This is a genomic window from Mesorhizobium sp. WSM4842 (assembly GCF_055901575.1).
In genome coordinates this window covers 6,468,377-6,487,413 of sequence record NZ_CM148372.1, presented here as the reverse complement: position 1 = coordinate 6,487,413, position 19,037 = coordinate 6,468,377, and the positions used below count along the sequence as shown (strand labels likewise).

The following is a 19,037-nucleotide window of genomic DNA, read 5'->3' as shown; positions in this document are numbered from 1 at the left end:
AGCTTCCTGCGGCAGGCCCTAAATGTCGCCCCGATCGATCTTGGTCGGGCGCTCGTCATGGCCGGGGGCGTCGAGACGGAGGCGGATCGGCAATTTCTTTACAAGCTTGGCTGCAGAACTGCTCAGGGCTTCCTGTTCTCCGAGGCGGTGCCTCTCAGCCAAGCTCTTGAGTAAAAGAGCACCCGAAGCAATGTTGATCACCGCCGTCAACAGTCACTGCATCGAGCAGAGCGTCAAATGACCGATGGGCTGGGGTGAGGCGGGAATGGGAAACGCGTTGATCACGGGCGTGCAACGAGCGCAAATGGGTTCGACGTCGACAGCCCGTGCCATTTTCCCGACTGCGGGATGATCAGGCTTTCCAGCCCGGCGGCCAGCCGGTTTGCAGCCGAGTTGATGGTGTTGGCGTAGACGCGGGCGCCGCGCCGCTCCTGCCGCTCGGCCTGCGGTTCCGCCCCCGGCCACCACTCCAGAAATCGGGCGCGTCGGGGTCGCAGAATTCCCGATACCGCCTCCCAGACAGCCTCATACCGGCAGCGCTCGCTCTCCAGTTCCGCCTGTCGCGACAGGATATAGTAGGCGCGGGAATTGCTCTCATGGCATTTCCTTGTTCGGTCGTATCAGCTTGTTCGAAGCCCAGATATTGCCAAGGCCAGGTCGAATTTAGTTATCTTTTTCGATAATCAAGGGGCGCGGGGGGGGGCGAATCAAGGAGATCGATGTGACAATGACGGAGAGCCTACCCGGTGCCCTGACGAGGCGAAGCAAGCAGGTTGCAAAACGGCTGATCGGCTACGATTCCCGCAACTGGCTGCGCATCAGGCAGATCGAGGCGTTCACCGCGTTTCTTGAAGCTGACGGCCGCGAATCATCTGACGTGATCGAGGTTTCACCCGGCTGGAACCGCTACTGGAAGACGATGTGCTCCAACTATACCTCGGTCGATTTCCCTGATTTCGACGTCTGCAAGGACCGCACCGACCGGCAATATTCCGTGGTCATCGCCGACCAGGTGCTGGAGCATGTGCAGCGCCCGTTTGCCGCGGCACAGAATATCCACGCCATGACCCGGCCGGGCGGCTGGGCGATGGTGGCGACGCCATTCCTGTTCAGGGTGCATGCCAGGCCGCACGACTACAACCGCTGGACCCCCGCCGGCCTGAAGCAGGTGATGGTCGAAGGCGGCTTCCCGGAATCCGGGATAGAAGTGTTCGGCTGGGGCAACAGAGCCTGCGCCAAAGCCCATATCGGCGGCCCGGTGCGCGCCTACGGCCTATGGCGCGACCTCAGCAACGACGAGGAATACCCGCTGATGGTCTGGGCGTTCGCGCGCAAGCCGGAGTAAGAGCGTAGTCTCCCCGCTTGAGGACCCTTGAGGGGAGATGCTCGGCAGAGCAGAGGGGTCATCTCGCGTAAAGCGCGGGCATCCTCTGTCCCCGATAAAGGCTGCTTCAACACGTGCCGACCCCCCGCTGTCGCCATCGGCATAATCTCCCCCTTCAAGGGCCCCTCAAGGGGGAGATTATGCGCACTCCCCCGCCGCTTCACCTGCCTCGCATGCCGGTGCCAATACCAGCAGGCCAGCGCAGCAGAGCTGTGCGAAGGCCGGTATCAACCTTGAGGTCAGGCGCGAACGGGACGACGGCTACTTTAGGTGAAAATAGATCAAGGCTTCATCCGCGGCTTGGCCAAGTCTCGGGAGGACCGGCTGCTTGTCAAAACGGTGATCGATCTTGGTCGGGCGCTCCGCATCGATGTCATGGCCGAGGCGTCGAAACAGAGGCGGACCGGCAAATTCTGTACAAGCTCGGCTGCAGAACTGCTCAGGGCTTCCTGTTCTCCAAGGCGGTGCCTTTGAGCCAAGCGCTTGAATTGGCACTAAAAGAGCACGCGAAGCAATGTTGATCGCCGCCGTCATCAGTCACTGCATCGAGCAGAGCAGTCACTGCATCGAGCAGAGCGTAAAAGGACCGATGGGTCGGGCGAGGCGGGAATGGGAAACGCGTTGATCACTGGCGTGCCATACGCCGTTCGTGGCGCAGGTAGGTTTTCCAGGGTGGCAAGTCGCCTCCAGTCCGCGATTCACTTCGGTTACGCTGATCATGATGTCCGGAAGCAAAGCGAAGGCTTAGAAGGGTAGTCCGCTTGCTCAGGTCAGACGAATCCCAGTTGTTGGGCGGTCTGGAACAAAGCGAGCAGCATGATCAGGCAGCCGACGAGCCGCAAAAGTGTCCGCTCGGCAATCGCCTTGAGCCCCCATCCGGCAAGCGGAGCGGCGACTATGCCGCCCACGATCAGCCCCAGCACCGAGCTTGCATGTGTCGACAGCGCCCCCGCTTCCTGCCAGTGCCCAGAGACGAGCGCGACGATGAAGGTGACGGACACCGCTAGCGTGATCAGGAACTCGGCCGCATTGACAGTGCCGATCACATAGCGGGGCGGCGCGCCAGCGCCGAGCAGTCCGGTCACGACCATCGGACCCCATCCGCCGCCGCCTGCAGCGTCGAGGAAGCCGCCGACAGTGCCCAGCGGCGCCACAAGACGGGTAGGAACCGGATTGCTGGGGATCTTGCGGAACGACCGGAGGAACAGCCAGAGCCCGATCACAGCGAGATAGGTCGTGACGTAGGGCTTCACCATGTCGCCGTCGAACGAGGTCAGCACGAAGGCGCCGAGGCAGCCGCCGAGAATGCCGAAAGGAGCAAGCCGCCAGAACAGCTTCCAGTCGATATTGCGGTGGTAGTGGTGCGCCGTGCCGGAAGCGGCCGTGGTGAACACTTCCGCCGCGTGTACCGCGGCGGAAGCCTGCGCCGGCGGAACACCGAAGGAGAGCAGCACGGTGGAGGAGATCGCGCCATAGGCCATGCTAACGCGCCGTCAACGGCCTGGGCGAGGAAGCCGACAATGGCGAACAGAATGAAGTCAGTCATTGGTGTCCGCCGTGAAAGTGCCGCCGTATGTAGCCTTATGGATGTGGCATCCGGCTTGGCTCCGCGTCAGAGAAAAGGGCGGCATCGCTGCCGCCCATCGAGATTGTTGAGGTGCGTGGACCTTAGAAATCCATACCGCCCATACCGCCCATACCGCCCATGCCGCCGCCGCCCATGCCGCCAGGCATGCCGCCGCCAGCCGACTCCTTCTTCGGAGCCTCCGCGATCATGGCTTCGGTGGTGACCAGCAGGCCGGCGACCGAGGCCGCATCCTGGAGAGCTGTGCGCACGACCTTGACCGGATCTACGATACCCATGGCGATCATGTCGCCATATTCGCCGGTCTGGGCATTGAAGCCGAAGGTCGGGCCCGTGTTCTCGAGGATCTTGCCGGCAACGATCGATGCTTCCGCACCGGCGTTGGCCGCGATCTGGCGAGCCGGAGCCTGCAGCGCGCGACGCACGATGCTGATGCCGGCGGTCTGGTCGGAGTTGGCGCCGCTGACGGTGATGGCCAGCGAAGCGCGCAGAAGTGCGACGCCACCGCCGGGAACGATGCCTTCTTCGACGGCCGCACGGGTCGCGTTGAGGGCGTCATCGACGCGGTCCTTCTTTTCCTTGACTTCGATCTCGGTCGCACCGCCGACGCGAATGACGGCAACGCCGCCCGCCAGCTTGGCGAGACGTTCCTGCAGCTTCTCCTTGTCGTAGTCCGATGTGGTCTCCTCGATCTGCTGCTTGATCTGGGCGACGCGGCCCTGGATCTCGGCCTTCTTGCCGGCACCGTCGACGATGGTGGTGTTCTCCTTGGAGATCGACACCTTCTTGGCGCGGCCGAGCATGTTGAGGCCAACATTCTCGAGCTTGATGCCGAGGTCTTCGGAAATGACCTGGCCACCGGTGAGGATGGCGATGTCTTCCAGCATGGCCTTGCGGCGATCACCAAAACCCGGCGCCTTGACGGCGGCGATCTTCAGGCCGCCACGCAGCTTGTTGACGACGAGCGTGGCCAGAGCCTCGCCTTCGACATCTTCCGAAATGATGACCAGCGGCTTCGAGGTCTGCACGACAGCCTCGAGGATCGGCAGCATGGCCTGCAGGTTGGAGAGCTTCTTCTCGTGGAGAAGGATGTAAGCGTCTTCCAGATCCGCAACCATCTTGTCGGCGTTGGTGACGAAGTAGGGCGAGAGGTAGCCGCGGTCGAACTGCATGCCTTCGACGACTTCGAGTTCGGTCTCCGCGGTCTTGGCTTCCTCGACCGTGATGACACCCTCATTGCCGACCTTCTGCATCGCTTCGGCGATCATCGAGCCGACCGAAGCATCGCCATTGCCGGCGATGGTGCCGACCTGGGCAACCTCTTCCGAGGTCTTGATCTTCTTGGCGTTCTTGATCAGCGTCGCGACGACGTCGCTAACCGCGAGGTCGATGCCGCGCTTCAGGTCCATCGGGTTCATGCCGGCGGCAACCGACTTGTGGCCTTCCTGGACGATCGACTGCGCCAGAACGGTCGCGGTCGTGGTGCCGTCGCCGGCGATGTCGTTGGTCTTCGAAGCGACTTCGCGGACCATCTGCGCGCCCATGTTCTCGAACTTGTCTTCAAGCTCGATTTCCTTGGCGACGGTGACGCCGTCCTTGGTGATGCGCGGTGCGCCGAACGACTTGTCGAGGACCACGTTGCGGCCCTTGGGGCCGAGCGTGACCTTCACAGCGTCGGCGAGGATGTTGACGCCGCGCAGCATGCGCTCACGGGCATCGCGAGAAAATTTTACGTCTTTGGCAGCCATTTTTAGCTCCTGGCAGGGGCTTGAATTGAGCCCTGAGGTTTAAGTGATGGTGAGGCCGATATTCAGCCGATGATGCCCATGATGTCGGATTCCTTCATGATCAGAAGGTCTTCGCCATTGAGCTTGACTTCGGTGCCCGACCACTTGCCGAACAGGATGCGATCGCCGGCCTTGACGTCCAGCGGGACGAGCTTGCCGGCTTCGTCACGGGCGCCGGAACCAACGGCGATGATGTCGCCTTCCTGCGGCTTTTCCTTAGCCGTATCGGGGATGATGATGCCGCCGGAGGTCTTGGATTCGGATTCGACCCGACGAACGACCACGCGGTCATGCAGCGGCCGGAAATTCGACTTTGCCATTTTGGATATCCCTGGTGCGGAGGTTGAAAGGTTCTCCGTTGCCGGAGCGTGGTTAGCACTCGCCAGTGGAGAGTGCTAACGTGGCGCTGAAATAGGCTGTGGGCTCGTACTAGTCAAGACGGACGAGGGGACGGCCGAAGAGCAAAGGATTTGGAATCGGCGCGGAAGCCTCGCGTCCGTTACGGTGCATCCAACTGCCTAAGCGAGCGTTTCGGCCGTAAGCGCTGGGCCAACTTTCGTCTCTGTTTGGAATGTGAAATTATGTGAAATTAATGGCCGAGCAGTCGGCCGGAATCGATGGTCAGCCAAACAGTCTTGAGCTTTTTGCAATTCATCATAACCTAAGTGGCATCGCCAAAAGGAGCGCTTATCGCAATCGATGGTCTGCAAATGCCTGCCGAAGCGCCTGGCAATCCTAAAGCGCGCTCGCAATTTGCTTGTTCGGTAGGTTCCGATCAGCGGGTCGAGCGGAATGCTCGTTTTGAGGACGATGTTTGGGATTTCATGATCGAGGTGGATTGTTTCAGTGGTGAGGTTTGCCGCTTCAGAGAGCCTGAGTCCCATGTCGGCGATTAGATAGACAGGATGGCGCGCCTCCTCGTTGAACCCGTCCAGTGCGCCTTCCGCGAGAAACTCTCCCTGCACGAATTCCGCCGTGAACGCAGCGCGTTGAGCCGCAACGGCACCGGAAAGCCGTGACGATCATGCCGGGTACTGGCGTGTGCTGCGATGTTGTAGGTGGTCACGCGGGCCTTGACGTCATTGCGATCGGAAGACCGAGATTTTCCATCGGCGTCACAGTTTGCGTTACGGTTGTGGCCTCGGAGTTCACAAGACCAATCGAGCACTGAGACGTTGGCCAAGTGTTAAGAGCTTCGTTCGGCCCTTCCATTGCTCTGCGGCATCTCCGGAGGGAACTGACAGGTTCGCCGCGATAATCTGCGGCTCGCACCCTCAGGGGCCTTACGCCGGTTTTACCCACCCTCGTGGGCCCCACGCCGATTTGACCATAAACCGAGATGAAACGTAAGCGGTGTTCCGACGGCACCTTTCGGAGATCGGCATGAAGGACGATGTTCGGAGCCTTTGAGGGCTTCGACATATGACGATTTCAGAGCTAACGCTTAAGTCGAACGATTTGGAGCCGGTGCGCCGGTTCGAGGTGTTCACGGGCTCCGGCCGGCGACGCGAGTGGCCTCCAGAGGAGAAGGCGCGGATCGTTGCGGAGAGCTACGAGGCTGGCGTGACGGTTTGTGCTGTAGCTCGCCGATATGCGCTTTCCCCGCAGCAATTGTTTGCCTGGCGCCGTGCCGCGCGTCAGCCATCGGCAGAGGCGACGGCATCAGAATCCCTGTTCGTTCCTGCGGTGGTTGCAGCGTCTTTGCCGGAACCGGTGGCGCAGCGCCCAGGACGACCACGGAAGCAGAAGGCGGTCCGCGACGCCGGAGTGATCGAGCTTGAGATCGGCGGTGTCGCCATGCGCGTTGGCCGCGGCGCCGACACCAAGACGGTGGCTGCTATAATCCGCGCGCTTAAGGCAACGACGTGATCGGGCCGACGGGTGCGGTCAAGGTCATGGTGGCGACGAAGCCAGTGGACTTCCGCAAGGGCGCGGACGGGCATTCCCCTGGCCGTGGTCCCGCCTCCGCCCATGCGCGAGGTGTACACTGCCGCGGCGAGCGATCAGGTGGAGCGTGCCTCCCTGGCGACGGCCCACATGAAGCCGACTAGTTCGCGGGCGATCGCCGTGCAGACCACCGTCGTTCGCTTGCCTGGCGCAACCAGCTTTCGATACCGGGTCGTCAGGCGGGCCTGAGCCTTCCATGCGATCTCGCGGACTTTCGGCGGCGCTTGCTCCAACCGGTATAGCTTCGCCTTACCGATCCGGGGCGGATGTCGATAGGTCCAGGCGCTCTCGACCAGCATGTGGCGAACGCGGCCATTGCCTGCCTTAGTGATGCCGCCACGCCTGATTGTCTCTCCAGTCGATCGCTCACCGGGAACGAGGCCGAGGTAGCCCATGAGCTGGCGAGGGCTCTCAAAACGGCTCACGTCGCCGACCTCGGTAGCGAACGTCACGGCGACAATCAGATCGACCCCACGCAATGTCTGGAGCGCTCGTACGATCGGCGCCAGCGACCAGTTCGGAATGAACTCTTCGATCACGCGCTCAAGCCGTTCCACCCGCTCGTTCGACACGCGCACCGCTTCGACCATCTCCTGGAGCGCGATCTGATGTGCGGGATAATCGAACCGCTGCTCCTGCAACCAGCGCAGGTAGCGCATGGTCCAGCTCTTTGTGCGCGGATAGGTACGACCATGCTTGAGCATGAAAGCGCCCACCTGCTGGCGATGGACCCGCAGCGTCTCGACCGCGGCTGCCCGGGCGCGAACGAGATCTCGCATGGCTTCGTGATCTTCATCGGGAACCCATACCGCCGTCAGTTCGCCGGCGCGCAGCAGCCTTGCCAATGAAAGAGCATCCCGGCGGTTCGTCTTCACCCGATCGCCAGGCTTCCTTGGAATCAGCGATGGCGCGACCACGGTGCATTCATGGCCAAGGGAACGGATCAGCCGGTAAAGGCCATAGCCGGTTGGGCCCGCCTCGTAGCAGAGGTGGATGCGATCGAACTTGGCGGCGATCCGTTGGATAACGCGGCGCATGCTCGTATCCGATGCGTCGACCTCGCCGAAGAACCGAACCTCTCCCTCCCGGCCGGCTTCCGCAATCGCGATGGCATTCCTCAGCTTGGCGACATCGATTCCGACAAATGCTTCCCTATAATCTGCCACGGCTCGTCCTCCTGTGATGAGGATCGGCTCGGACCGCCCGAGCAACCCTCGGACGCGCAGTGTAGGGCGAGCTACCTCACCGGCAGAAGCGGACATACGGTCTTACGAAACACTGTTTGTGGCGCGCCGTCGACCAGGATGGCTATGTGCTCGACGAGATCGTCCCGAACCGCCGCAAGACCAAAGCGGCCAACCGCTTGCTGACGCGGCTGCTGAAGAAGCAAGGCGTCTCGCCGAAGCGCATGATCACCGACAAGTTGCGTCCCTATGGAGCAACCAGGCGACAGGTGATGCCGGGCGTCGAGCATCGGTCGCATAAGGATTGAACAACCGGGCGGAGGATGCACATGTGCCGCTGCGAAAACGGGAGCGGATGATGCAAGGCTTCCGATCACCAGGAGCACTGCAACGCTTCGTTTCGATCTTCTCGGCTCTGCGCAATCTCTTCGTCCCGCCCCGCTCAAAACGCTCCGCTCTCGCTATATATATTCACCGCCTGCAGGCCATGGCGGAATGGAAAGCCGTGGCCATGGTAAGCTGACATCAGCGGCCGCAGGTCTCAACGCGTGTATGTGCAGACAACGTGACATCGCCTCTTCGGGCATTTTGATGTTTTCAGGCGCAACGCGATGACATCAGTCGTCGGTCAGGCTGAAATCTCGGCCTCGCGCACCATCCAGTCCGGGCCGGCTGTTGCGGACCTTGGCTTGGCATTGAAGCCGTCCGGCGAAAACTCACGGATGCTCGAAGCGGTGCCCGCCCCTTGCACGATCGAAGTGACGCAGGCGCGCGCCCGGGAGCACGCTCTCTTTATCGCAGTCGAATAACGAAATACGCACGATCATAACTATCCGCAAATGCTCCGGAGAATGACATCGCTTAGAGTGGAGAAATCCAAAGAAGAGGAAAGAAGTGAAAGCCAACCTCATAATTTGCCTTTGTGGACTCGCGGCAGTCTCGCTAGCAGTGTCTGCGGCCCCGGTAATAGCGCAGGTTCCTCATTGCGGTTTGAAACTATGTCGCTGACACTAGACGTTGCCAATACGGTCGCCAGCCTCACATACGACGAACTGCCGGCAGCAGTAGTTGACAAGGCGAAGCTCCTTGTCCTCGACCATGTCGGCTGCATGATCGCGGGAAGCACCAGCCGCGGGGCGAGACAAATGACGCCCTATCTCGCGCGTACCGACTCCGGTGGTCCCAGCACCGTTTTCGATGAAACGAACTGTGCACGAGGAAAGGAAAGAACGCCAATTTCCTGCGTTAATAGCAGGATTTTGACCGTAAAGCGCTCCAATGAGTTGATATTGTCGAAATAGGGCTTCGATAAAGGCCACAGCGAACACCCATCCGAGTGAGGAGCATCTCAATGTCGCAGGAACTCGACTATCTCAGCCGCCGTTTAGCTGCGGGTCGGCTGAGCCGACGTGAATTTCTCGGACATGCGACGGCGCTCGGCGTTTCAGCCACGTTCGCAAATTCGATCCTCGCCAGCGGCGCGCGCGCATCTATGCGTACTGTTCCAGTTAAGCGCGTTTACGAGAAACCTGTACTGACCCCGCTGGGCCACATGGCGCAGGTCACTCAGAAATCAGGGGCTGAGGGGCCGGTCCGCGGCGGTGTCATCGGGGGCGGCCTTAGTGGTGCTGGGGCAGCCGACAGTCTCGATCCGGCGACGTCCTCGACGGTTATATCAAGGTCGTGGATATGATCAGGCGCTTACCCACCTGAGGTCATTCTGCGACACCGCGCCATTTGACAACAACGATCTGAGGATGGCGCTAAAGCTTGCCATCGACCGCGAGGAGATACTCAACAAGATCCTGCGTGGGTACGGTACGCTCGGCAACGAATTCCCGGTCAATGCCGGTCGCCCGACTCAGGATCAGACGTACTCGACTACCTATCTATCCACGATGCCCTGGAACGACACGCACTTCTTCAATGAAAGTTCGATAAACTTCTCATTGAGGCGCGACGCGCTCCCAGTTCGGCCGTTCCGGGCGACAATTCCGTTGCTCCAAAGCGGACGTCCGTTGATCGGCGCGAACTCCCCCGTCTTCAGTGAAATCCACCTCCATCAGATTTTGCATCTTGTCAGAGTACTAGTTGGTGTACTTTTTCGCCCGATGCAAGAATCGTGAATTTTGCAACAGTAGACTATCAATAACGCCGACTAAAGCGATATAGCACTTGACGAATTTGAGCTCCCAAGCGGGAGCTTGTTAGAGAAAGACATTGGGGGACGTTCACATGGCTAGATGCACAGCGCCAAGAGAGGGCCACCGCTCAGCGAGCGCTGCGGCGAACTGCCCTGCGTGCCGTCACCGCTACGGGCGCTACGGTGGATATAGCAGCGGGTCGTACTCGTCCCCGGCCCTGTCCTACTATTCCTCGTCGGGGGGCAGCGGGGGCGGCCGGAGCAGCGGCGGCGGGTCCGGCCGCATAAAAGCAAGTTGGTCGAAAGCTGGCTCGTCCGTGTTGTACACGCCTACAGAAGTGCGGGCACTCACGCCTATCCGCCACACTGTCGAGAGCCGAGCGGAACTACCTGACCTTCGAGATGTCTTCCTATGTCACGCGTGGGACGACCGGCAGGGGGCTGCCAAGGAGCTGCACGATCTGCTCGAATCACTCGATGTCTCGGTCTGGTTCAGCGAAAAGGACGTTGCCCTCGGCACGCCGTTGCTTCGCGAAATCGACAAGGGACTGGTGAAGTCGCGAGTCGGGATCGTGCTGGTTACTCCCGCGCTGCTGCGCCGCCTCCCAGCAGAGGGCATCGCCGACAAGGAGCTTTCGGCACTTCTAGCGCGTGAACAGCTCGTTCCTATCGTCCACAACACGACGTACGAAGCTCTCCGCAACGTCAGCCCCCTGTTGGGCTCGCGAAGCGGCCTGAGCACCGCAGAAGAGCCGATGGCAGACGTGGCGGCCAAGCTCGCCGAGCTGGTCGCACTCTAGCTTTATTGCCGGAGCGGCTGGCCCTACGTTACACAAGCGGTTCAGGCACTGACGCGCCGGCACTCACCAGGCAGCCGCACCCGTGCAAACCTGTCGGCAGCGAGCGGCGATTGCCGATATCTCCGGCGTTCAGCAGGTTCGGCAAAAGGTGAGGAGGCGCGAATTCGCCGCAGCATTGTGGGGCAGGGAAGGGCGCATGTCTTACCCCCAACAACGCCGTCGCAGGACAACTGGCTATGCTTTCTACCGCCCGTCGGCTCTCTACCACCCGTCGCATGGCCGACAGAGCCGGCGGCAGGGAAACTCGTAAGCCATTATGAATTTAGATCGACGCGTCGAGCAGTGTGGTCCAGCATGCGCGTGAGCTGTCGAGCATGAGCAAAGCCCGTCCTTGCCTTATGGTCGGAGAACTCCAGCTTTGCCTCGCCGAATGACAGCCCGTAAATAATGCAGTCAAAAGTGTGCATACCGCGGCGTCGACCACATTGTTTCAGTCTTTTCAACAGCGTAGGAATCTGACGGTATTATTGACGGTATGTGAAATCAGATTATATGATTTCATCAGGAAAATCAATGAGATGATAGTCTAATTGATGATTGAGTGGGAGTGAGGGGAGAGTGGCGCGCAGTAGGCTAGGCCACGACCGGGCAACCGAACCAGCAGAGTCTGTCCAACGACTGGCCGTGACGGTCTTTTTCCGACGACGCTGATCGTTGAAGGCACGTCTAAAGAAGGTCGAAAATCGATCGATCGATGCCGATAGTGGTTGAACCGAGCAAGTCGCGAATCACCGAAATTCGCCTTTGAAATCAACAGCGCGAATTTCTGACGGATGGGGGAGACGGTTCTTGGCTATCCACAGAAAAAGTTTCTGAAAAGTCAGCATGTTACGAAAGCTGAGAACAATCGAGTGGGAATAGGGGGGCGCCCGCATCTATGATCGACGTCTGGGGAGAAATTTTTCTGAACGGATTACGGTTCGATGAAACCCAAGCGCCAAAGCCTGAATTCCACGATCAAGCCGAACCGGGAGCCTAAGCTCTCGCGCGCCCACGCGCCTGCCGATCTTTCGCCGGTGGACTGGCAACGCGGCTTGCGCCGCCAGTTCGGACGCGAGCAGGACTTCGGACTTGAGAATCTGACCAGCGAACCGTTTTTCTCCGAATTTCGGGTCAGCAATCCTGTTTCGAAGTCCAGCTACCGTGTGGCGATCCGAGGCTTGGGGCCGGGTGGCAATTTCTGTTCATGCCCCGATTATGCCACCAGCGAATTGGGAACCTGCAAGCACCTCGAATTCACACTTGCCCGGCTGAAGAAAAAGCGCGGCGCCAGGACAGCGTTTGCGCGCGGTTACCAGCCGGCATTTTCTGAGCTGTATTTACGCAATGAAGGCAAGCGCTGCGTGTATTTTCGCGCCGGAACGGACTGCCCGCCGGCGGTGAGCGAGGCCGCCAAAGGCTTGTTCGATGCCGAACACGACGGGATGCTGCCGGACGAGCGGTTTGGCGAGTTGGAGCGCTTCATGACCTTGGTGTCGAAGTGCGGCCATGAGATGCGGGCCTATGACGATGCGCTCGATTTTATCGCGGGAAGGCGCGATGCGGACCGGCGTGCAGTAAAGCTCGAACAAGTGTTCCAGCGCGGTGCCGCCGATCCCAAGCTGCTGGCACTTCTGAAGGTACCGCTCTATCCCTATCAGGCCGAAGGCGCGCTGTTTGCGGTGCGAACCGGCCGGGCATTGATCGCCGACGATATGGGATTGGGCAAGACCATACAGGCAATTGCCGCAGCTGAAATACTGGCGCGACACTTTGGCGTCTCGAAAGTGCTGGTGGTCTGCCCGACCTCGCTCAAATACCAGTGGCAAAGCGAGATTATGCGTTTCTCGGGGCGGGAAGGTGAAAATGCGGCACGCGTGATCAACGGCGGTCGGGCGCAGCGGCAGATGGACTACGCCTTTGACGATTTCTGCAAGATCACAAATTATGAGAAACTCAAGCCCGATCTCGACCTGATCGCCGCGTGGGGACCCGAACTGGTCATCGTCGATGAAGCGCAAAGGGTCAAGAACTGGAACACGATTGCCGCGCGCGCACTGAAACGCATCGATAGCTCCTATGCGATCGTGCTTACCGGGACGCCGTTGGAAAACAAGCTGGAGGAACTGGTGTCCATCGTCCAGTTTGTCGATCAGCACCGGCTGGGGCCGACTTGGAAGCTGCTGCACGAGCATCAGGTCAAGGACGATGCCGGGCGTGTTACCGGCTATACCGGGCTGGAGAAGGTCAGCCAAACGCTGGCGCCGGTTATGATCCGCCGACGCAAATCCGAGGTGCTGCGGCAACTGCCCAGCCGGACCGACCAGAATCTGCTGGTGCCGATGACGGAGATGCAAATGCTCTATCATCAGGAAAACGCTGACGTGGTAGCGAAAATCGTCCAGCGCTGGCGCAAGACCAGGTTTCTGTCGGACAAGGATCAGCGCCGGCTGACCTGTGCGCTACAGAACATGCGCATGTCGTGCAACAGCACCTATCTGCTGGACCGGGAAACCGACCATGGCGTCAAGGCCGGCGAACTGGCGGCGCTGTTCGAGGATTTGTTCGCCGAGCCCAACGCCAAGGCGGTTGTGTTTTCGCAATGGACGCGGACCCACGACATCGTCATCCGCCGCCTCGAAGCGCGTAAGCTGGGCTATGTCAGCTTCCACGGCGGCGTGCCGTCGGAGAAGCGGCCGGCATTGGTCGAGCGGTTTCGCGACGATCCCGCCTGCCGCGTGTTTCTGTCCACCGATGCCGGCAGCACGGGGCTCAATCTGCAGCATGCTTCGACCCTGGTGAACATGGACTTGCCATGGAACCCGGCGATCCTCGAACAGCGCATCGCGCGCATTCATCGCATGGGTCAGAAACGGCCGGTGCGGGTCATCAATTTCGTGGCCAAGGGCACCATCGAGGAAGGCATGCTTTCGGTGCTGGCGTTCAAACGCTCTTTGTCGGCGGGAATTCTCGATGGCGCCAGCGGCGAGATTTCGCTCGGCGGTTCGCGTCTCAACCGCTTCATGAAGGACGTGGAAAATGTCACCGGGAGCATGGGTGAGGGCGAGGCCGTAACACCGGCCGAGGAAGTGAGGAACATCGCCGCTGCAGATGCGGCCGGTTCCGCGGAAGATGTAAATGCGGATGTAGACGCTGGAGCGGGCGAGACGGCGATTGCGCGAACTGATGCGGCCGGAGCACCGCCGAGCGATACGGGTGCCGATGTCGATCCCTGGCGCGCCTTGCTGCAGGTCGGCGCCCAGTTTGTCGCCGCGCTGGCGTCCGCCAACGATCCCAGCGCACCGGCGCATCCATGGATTGAGCGCGATCTCGCCACCGGCGCGCAAAGCCTCAAAATGCCGCTGCCGCCACCGGAAGCCGCGAGACAACTTGCCGATACGCTTTCTGCACTCGCGGACAGCTTGCGGGGGAAGATTGCATGACGAACCGTGGCTGAACGCATGATCGCTTCAATCGCGCAGTACTCTTCACCGCGTAGTCGAGTGCCGCTTCCTCGCAGGCTCATCTCAGCCGGAGATCACGCACAAAGCCTCTGGGCCATTTTCGCCGCCGGGCACCCGGTCGTATGTCCAAATGGTGAGCATGCTGTTCCCGCGAATTAGTCACTGTCGGTCGCTCACTTGCCATTGCGACTGGAGCAAGATGATATTCTCCGCCGCCGACCACGGGCTGATGCGCAAGGAAGAGGCATCAGGCGTGGTGGAGATGTTTCGCCAGCACTACAGTACAGTCTGCCGCTCATGACGGCGGATTTCTACCGCTACGGCATGGCGTTCCTGAGCGCCGCCACCATCATCAACGAGGTGCGCGGCATCAACCGCGTCGTCTACGACGTGACGAGCAAGCCGCCGGGCACAATCGAGTGGGAGTACCGGGCAACGGCGGCAATAGCATGTTCAAGCCTCCATCAACCTGGAAGACAGGAATTCGATGAAGCGCTGGGTCTTGGCTGGAATAAGGCGAGTTTCGGTGACGGCGTAAATGCTGACCGACGACCCCTGCCATTCGGGCAGGATGCGTCGGAGCCGGCCAGAGGCCAAGTCTTCGGCGACGATCTTCTCGGCAAGCAGGGCGATGCCCTGGTGGTTGACCGCCAGGGCGCGGATCATCCCGACGCTGTTGAGCGTGAAGCGGCCGCGAACGCCGACATCGACCTTGTTCATCTCCTGGTGCAAAGTCCAGGTCGGGCTCCGCGGCATGCAGATGCATTCATGCTCCGCCAGGTCCGCTGGTGTCGCGGGCTCGCCTGACGCTTCGATATAGCCAGGAGACGCATAGAGGTGGCGCGAATGCCGCCCGATCAGGCGAGCGATCAGGCTGGAATCTTCCAGTTTGCCGATGCGGATCGCCACATCGAACGGCTCGGCCACCAGATCGACGCGGCGTGGGGTCAGGTCGAATTCGAACGTGATGCCGGGATAGTGCCGTGCGAAATCGCCGATGATCGGAGTGAGGTAAAGCGTGGCGAGGTCGACCGGGAGCGAAACCCGTAGGACGCCGCTCGGCTGCTCAAGCATCGCGCCGAGCTGTTCGTGCGCCAGCCGCGCCTCGTCGACGATTCGCTTGCTTCGCTCATAATAGAGCTGGCCGGCCTCGGTGAGCTCGATCTTGCGCGTCGTGCGATGCAGCAGTCTCAGGCCGATCGCCTTCTCTAGTTCGCTGATACGTCGCGACAGAGTGGAGTTCGGCATGCCGAGAGCCTCCGCAGCCTTCCGAAAGCTCCTGGCTCTGGCCACCTCCACGAACAGCGCCATGTCGTTCAAATGGTTCAACCGATTGCTCCATAGATGGAAAGATGATTTCACTTCTGCCGGATTTATCCCGTGAGTGGAATAGCGGACAAGGACTCCAGCAAAATGGAGGTCCCCAATGAGTCCGCTGTTCACCCCTGTCCGCGTCGGCCGCTACACGCTGCTGAACCGCCTCGTCATGGCCCCGATGACCCGCAGCCGCGCCGGCTTCGACGGTACGCCTGGCGCGCTGGCCGCCGAATATTATGCCCAGCGTGCCGACATCGGCCTGATCGTCACCGAAGGCACTCAGCCCTCGGATGACGGCCAAGGCTACGTCACCACCCCGGGCATCTACACTCCCGCCCACGTCGCCGGCTGGCGGAAGATCATTTCCGCCGTGCACGACAAGGGCGGCCACATCTTCATCCAGCTCATGCACGCCGGGCGCATGTCGCATCCCGACAACACGCCACATCACCGCCAGGGCGTCGCGCCGTCCGCAATCGCGCCGGGGACGGGCATGTTCACCGCGACCGGGCTGCAGGACATTCCCACGCCGCGCGCGCTGACGACCGAAGAAGTGCGCCGGACCGTCGCCGATTTCCGCCATGCGGCCCGCTCAGCGATCGAGGCCGGCGCCGACGGCATCGAGATTCACGGCGCAAACGCCTACCTCGTCCAGCAGTTCTTCGCGCCGAGCGCCAACGCCCGCACGGACGAATATGGCGGCTCCCTCGAGAACCGCGCCCGCTTCGCCATCGAGGTCGCAACGGCGATCGCCGAGGAGATCGGCGCGGACCGCACCGCGATCCGCCTGTCCCCGGGGGCGACCATGTGGGGGATCGACGAAGGCGCCGAAGGGCCGGACCTCTACCGCCATCTTGTCGCCGAGCTCGACAAGCTCGGGCTCGCCTATGTGCACATCATGCACCAGGGCAACGAGCCGTTGCTGGCCGATATTCGCAAGCTCTGGCGCCAATCGCTGATCCTCAGCCGGCCGGGTCGTCCGCGCGACCAGATCGGAGCCGACGTAGCTTCGGGGCTGGCCGATCTCGAAGCCTATGGCCAGATGGTCCTTGCCAATCCGGACTACGTCGTGCGGCTGAAGGCCAATGCAGCGATGAACGGGGCAGACCAAAACACCTTCTTCGGCGGCAACGCGCGAGGCTACATCGATTACCCCGCCCTGAGCGCCTAGGGTACGCGGCCATACCCGTTGTCGAGCTCCAGCGTCCGTCGCCGCTCAGCATTGGCTCGTCAAGGCCATGTCTCTCGTTGAGGCAGCGCCGCCCATCATCGAGGCCTGGGCGCAAGATTGACTATCAGATCAGGCGGCGGAAGCCGGTGCCAAAATCGAAGCCCTGAACGGATGATCGATCAGGGCTGGGGGAGCTACGGACCGATATCAGTTAATGAGAGGAAATTAGGTTGGATCAATCACCGCGTCCTTCGACTGCCTCGGATAAGAAGGCACTTGCCGAGACCGCAAATTCAAGCGCGACGGGGAAGAAAAAGGTCCTGCTCGTTGGCGCCACAGGGTTCCTCGGAGCCAAGATTCTCCGCAACCTGGCGCATGCTGCGAATGCGACCATCGTTGCGATGTCGCGTAAGGGCGCGCCCTCAAATGAGAGCGCCGACGTCGAATGGGTGCGCGGCGATATGATGGATCCAGCGTCATTGGATCGTGCTTTGCAGGGTGTGGACGTCGTAGTCAGTTCGGCTAACAGTTACATGAAGGGAAGCCTCGACACGGACTTTGAGGGCAACCAGAATCTTATAGAGGCCGCAGCAAGAGCCAATGTTGGCCGATTTGTTTTTCTCAGCATCGTCAGCTGCGAGGCGGCGTCAGCAGTGCCACATTTCCACGCCAAGAAAGTGGCCGAGGATCTGATCAAGGCCTCCGGTGTGCCATATGTATTTGTCCGCGCGCCCACATTTCTCGATCAAAGCTCAGACTATATTGCGAAGGGTGTGAAAGCTGGCCGGTTCCTGGCGATGGGCGATAAGACTACAAAATGGTCCTATGTTTTGACAGATGATCTGGCCTCATATCTTGCAAAAGCCGCGACGTTTCCTGGTAGTGAAATCAACAACCAAACGATCGATGTCGGCTGGCGCGATGGGCCCAAGAGCCAGCAAGAGGTCGCCGATCTCGTCTCCGAGGTTATAAAGAAACGCCTCAACGTCCGGGTTGTGCCGTGGCTGGTTTTCCGCTTGCTCGCACGCCCGGTAAAGCTGTTTTCCGAGCTTGGGTATGATCTGATTCAGATGTTCCTGTTCTTCAAGAAGGGCGTCTATGTTTCGCATATTTCGAAGCAAGAACACTTCTTTGGACCCGCCCCTACATCCCGAGATGCGATCACGCGATGGGCGAAAAGTCATCAGCTAAATTCCTGATGCATATGGACTGGCTTCCAAGAGCAGCGAGACAGAATGATGATGTTGGAAACGGGTTCGTCCGCGCGCTCACGCGCGACAACCATGCTCTCGGATGAGGTGCTGGAACAGACACGTTCCTGGATTGATGCCAGGATCAACCAAGTGTCGGTCACACAAGTGCTATGCTTGCCGACTGGCCGGGTCGAGGCTGTGATCAGGCCGGCAGGCGGAACTGCTGGCGCAAGGCCTTGTCGAACGTCCTCGCAGGCATGAAACGCCGCAGCAGGCTGATCTGCCACGCGACCTTGCCGACGGTGTAGCGTTGCCGCTGGTGCGCGGCCGTGGCCGCCAGAAGCACTGCGTCCGCCACCTTCTCGGGAGTATCGGCCGTTAGCATAGCTTTCTTGATAAAGGCATGCACCCAAGCGCGCCCTGCGTCGTACTCCTTCATCATGGAATCCGGTTCCAGCGAGTTTTGGTCGAATGTGCTTTGGACGTTGCCCGGCTCGATCAGCGAGATGCGGACGTTGAAGGCGCGGATTTCGTGGTCGAGCGACTCCGAATAGCCTTCGAGTGCGTGCTTGCTCGCCACGTAATGCGCCGAGTACGGTGCCGGCACGAATCCCAGCGCCGAACTGATGTTGACAATGCGGCCTTCTCCACGACGCCGCATCGAAGGCAACACGGCGTTGGTCATCCGCATGACACCGAACAGGTTGACATCGAACAGGCTCTGAACCTGAGCGACCGAGGACTCTTCGGCACCCCCAAACAGGCCCAAGCCGGCATTGTTGACGAGAACGTCGATACGCCCGGTGCTTGAGAGTACCGTCGAAACGAGTGAAGCCACAGAGGCTTCATCAGTCACGTTACAAGCCAGCATCGAGACCTGGCTCGGGCTCTTGCCACTCGCCTTGCGGCTAGTGCCGAAGACTGTGAAGCCGGCTCGTACTAAGGCTTCGGCACTCGCGTGACCAATGCCGGACGAGGCTCCCGTTACGAGAGCGGTTTTTTTGGAATTTAAGTTCACCGCTG

17 protein-coding genes and 4 pseudogenes are annotated in these 19,037 nt (G+C 60.5%); 12 read left to right on the top strand and 9 right to left on the bottom strand.

Annotated features, from left to right (window positions below):
* Positions 1–18 precede the first annotated feature (18 nt).
* Positions 19–210 carry a hypothetical protein gene (locus AC0NIE_RS31440; RefSeq protein WP_473489357.1) on the bottom strand — a complete coding sequence of 64 codons (192 nt, stop codon included), beginning with the start codon at positions 208–210 and terminating at the stop codon, positions 19–21.
* A 71-nt stretch (positions 211–281) separates the two neighbouring features.
* Positions 282–569, bottom strand: a complete 288-nt coding sequence (locus AC0NIE_RS31435; RefSeq protein ID WP_474047331.1) for a portal protein — start codon at positions 567–569, stop codon at positions 282–284.
* 158 nt (positions 570–727) lie between these two features.
* On the opposite strand from AC0NIE_RS31435, the gene AC0NIE_RS31430 reads away from it, so the two are divergent.
* Positions 728–1,345 (top strand): class I SAM-dependent methyltransferase, encoded by a 618-nt coding sequence (locus AC0NIE_RS31430; RefSeq protein ID WP_473489358.1) that lies wholly within the window; start codon positions 728–730, stop codon positions 1,343–1,345.
* Positions 1,346–2,154: 809 nt separating this feature from the next.
* On the opposite strand, the pseudogene AC0NIE_RS31425 reads toward AC0NIE_RS31430, so the two are convergent.
* The 4 genes and pseudogenes from AC0NIE_RS31425 to AC0NIE_RS31410 all read right to left on the bottom strand — a co-directional run bounded on the left by AC0NIE_RS31425 (position 2,155) and on the right by AC0NIE_RS31410 (position 5,721).
* A pseudogene (locus tag AC0NIE_RS31425) lies at positions 2,155–2,930 on the bottom strand (sulfite exporter TauE/SafE family protein).
* 122 nt (positions 2,931–3,052) lie between these two features.
* Complete coding sequence (gene groL, locus AC0NIE_RS31420; RefSeq protein WP_474045105.1) at positions 3,053–4,717, bottom strand: chaperonin GroEL; 1,665 nt, start codon at positions 4,715–4,717, stop codon at positions 3,053–3,055.
* A 62-nt stretch (positions 4,718–4,779) separates the two neighbouring features.
* Positions 4,780–5,076, bottom strand: a complete 297-nt coding sequence (groES, locus tag AC0NIE_RS31415; RefSeq protein WP_008871949.1) for a co-chaperone GroES — start codon at positions 5,074–5,076, stop codon at positions 4,780–4,782.
* 198 nt (positions 5,077–5,274) lie between these two features.
* Entirely contained in the window at positions 5,275–5,721 is a 447-nt protein-coding gene (locus AC0NIE_RS31410) for a hypothetical protein (protein ID WP_473489945.1), read from the bottom strand.
* A 457-nt stretch (positions 5,722–6,178) separates the two neighbouring features.
* On the opposite strand from AC0NIE_RS31410, the gene tnpA reads away from it, so the two are divergent.
* The gene (gene tnpA / locus AC0NIE_RS31405) at positions 6,179–6,625 is read left to right on the top strand and encodes an IS66-like element accessory protein TnpA (RefSeq protein ID WP_254022669.1); all 447 of its coding nucleotides are present in this window, start codon (positions 6,179–6,181) and stop codon (positions 6,623–6,625) included.
* A 134-nt stretch (positions 6,626–6,759) separates the two neighbouring features.
* Here tnpA and AC0NIE_RS31400 read toward each other — a convergent pair whose 3' ends face one another.
* Entirely contained in the window at positions 6,760–7,869 is a 1,110-nt protein-coding gene (locus tag AC0NIE_RS31400) for an IS110 family RNA-guided transposase (protein ID WP_473489944.1), read from the bottom strand.
* A gap of 98 nt (positions 7,870–7,967) precedes the next feature.
* On the opposite strand from AC0NIE_RS31400, the pseudogene AC0NIE_RS31395 reads away from it, so the two are divergent.
* From AC0NIE_RS31395 to AC0NIE_RS31360, 8 genes and pseudogenes are all read left to right on the top strand, one after another.
* Positions 7,968–8,410, top strand: a pseudogene (locus AC0NIE_RS31395) (IS6 family transposase); the annotation flags it as partial.
* A gap of 88 nt (positions 8,411–8,498) precedes the next feature.
* The gene (locus tag AC0NIE_RS31390) at positions 8,499–8,696 is read left to right on the top strand and encodes a hypothetical protein (protein ID WP_473489943.1); all 198 of its coding nucleotides are present in this window, start codon (positions 8,499–8,501) and stop codon (positions 8,694–8,696) included.
* Between the two features lie 30 nt (positions 8,697–8,726).
* On the top strand, positions 8,727–9,188 hold the full coding sequence (locus AC0NIE_RS31385; protein WP_473489942.1) for an MmgE/PrpD family protein: 462 nt from the start codon (positions 8,727–8,729) through the stop codon (positions 9,186–9,188).
* 50 nt (positions 9,189–9,238) lie between these two features.
* Complete coding sequence (locus AC0NIE_RS31380; RefSeq protein WP_473489941.1) at positions 9,239–9,580, top strand: twin-arginine translocation signal domain-containing protein; 342 nt, start codon at positions 9,239–9,241, stop codon at positions 9,578–9,580.
* A pseudogene (locus tag AC0NIE_RS31375) lies at positions 9,525–9,746 on the top strand (ABC transporter substrate-binding protein); the annotation flags it as partial. The gene AC0NIE_RS31380 and the pseudogene AC0NIE_RS31375, both read left to right, overlap by 56 nt.
* A 376-nt stretch (positions 9,747–10,122) precedes the next feature.
* Positions 10,123–10,830 (top strand): toll/interleukin-1 receptor domain-containing protein, encoded by a 708-nt coding sequence (locus AC0NIE_RS31370; protein ID WP_473489940.1) that lies wholly within the window; start codon positions 10,123–10,125, stop codon positions 10,828–10,830.
* A 983-nt stretch (positions 10,831–11,813) separates the two neighbouring features.
* The gene (locus tag AC0NIE_RS31365; protein WP_473489939.1) at positions 11,814–14,312 is read left to right on the top strand and encodes a DEAD/DEAH box helicase; all 2,499 of its coding nucleotides are present in this window, start codon (positions 11,814–11,816) and stop codon (positions 14,310–14,312) included.
* Positions 14,313–14,630: 318 nt separating this feature from the next.
* Positions 14,631–14,759: pseudogene (locus AC0NIE_RS31360) on the top strand (GMP synthase (glutamine-hydrolyzing)); the annotation flags it as partial.
* Positions 14,760–14,786: 27 nt separating this feature from the next.
* Here AC0NIE_RS31360 and AC0NIE_RS31355 read toward each other — a convergent pair.
* Positions 14,787–15,662, bottom strand: a complete 876-nt coding sequence (locus AC0NIE_RS31355) for a LysR family transcriptional regulator (RefSeq protein WP_474045102.1) — start codon at positions 15,660–15,662, stop codon at positions 14,787–14,789.
* A 97-nt stretch (positions 15,663–15,759) separates the two neighbouring features.
* Here AC0NIE_RS31355 and AC0NIE_RS31350 point away from each other — a divergent pair, with 97 nt between their 5' ends.
* Both AC0NIE_RS31350 and AC0NIE_RS31345 read left to right on the top strand, forming a co-directional pair.
* On the top strand, positions 15,760–16,821 hold the full coding sequence (locus tag AC0NIE_RS31350; RefSeq protein ID WP_473489601.1) for an alkene reductase: 1,062 nt from the start codon (positions 15,760–15,762) through the stop codon (positions 16,819–16,821).
* Positions 16,822–17,051: 230 nt separating this feature from the next.
* Positions 17,052–18,020, top strand: coding sequence for an SDR family oxidoreductase (locus tag AC0NIE_RS31345; RefSeq protein ID WP_473489602.1), 969 nt, complete (start codon positions 17,052–17,054; stop codon positions 18,018–18,020).
* 196 nt (positions 18,021–18,216) lie between these two features.
* On the opposite strand, the gene AC0NIE_RS31340 is transcribed toward AC0NIE_RS31345, so the two are convergent.
* Entirely contained in the window at positions 18,217–19,032 is an 816-nt protein-coding gene (locus AC0NIE_RS31340; RefSeq protein WP_473489603.1) for an oxidoreductase, read from the bottom strand.
* Positions 19,033–19,037 lie beyond the last annotated feature (5 nt).

Coding starts and splice junctions, on each gene's coding strand:
- AC0NIE_RS31370 (WP_473489940.1), top strand. CDS start 10,123: ATGGCTAGATGCACAGCGCCAAGAGAGGGCCACCGCTCAGCGAGCGCT.
- AC0NIE_RS31385 (WP_473489942.1), top strand. CDS start 8,727: ATGCTCCGGAGAATGACATCGCTTAGAGTGGAGAAATCCAAAGAAGAG.
- groES (WP_008871949.1), bottom strand. CDS start 5,076: ATGGCAAAGTCGAATTTCCGGCCGCTGCATGACCGCGTGGTCGTTCGT.
- AC0NIE_RS31390 (WP_473489943.1), top strand. CDS start 8,499: ATGACATCAGTCGTCGGTCAGGCTGAAATCTCGGCCTCGCGCACCATC.
- AC0NIE_RS31365 (WP_473489939.1), top strand. CDS start 11,814: ATGAAACCCAAGCGCCAAAGCCTGAATTCCACGATCAAGCCGAACCGG.
- AC0NIE_RS31350 (WP_473489601.1), top strand. CDS start 15,760: ATGAGTCCGCTGTTCACCCCTGTCCGCGTCGGCCGCTACACGCTGCTG.
- groL (WP_474045105.1), bottom strand. CDS start 4,717: ATGGCTGCCAAAGACGTAAAATTTTCTCGCGATGCCCGTGAGCGCATG.
- AC0NIE_RS31430 (WP_473489358.1), top strand. CDS start 728: ATGACGGAGAGCCTACCCGGTGCCCTGACGAGGCGAAGCAAGCAGGTT.
- AC0NIE_RS31380 (WP_473489941.1), top strand. CDS start 9,239: ATGTCGCAGGAACTCGACTATCTCAGCCGCCGTTTAGCTGCGGGTCGG.
- tnpA (WP_254022669.1), top strand. CDS start 6,179: ATGACGATTTCAGAGCTAACGCTTAAGTCGAACGATTTGGAGCCGGTG.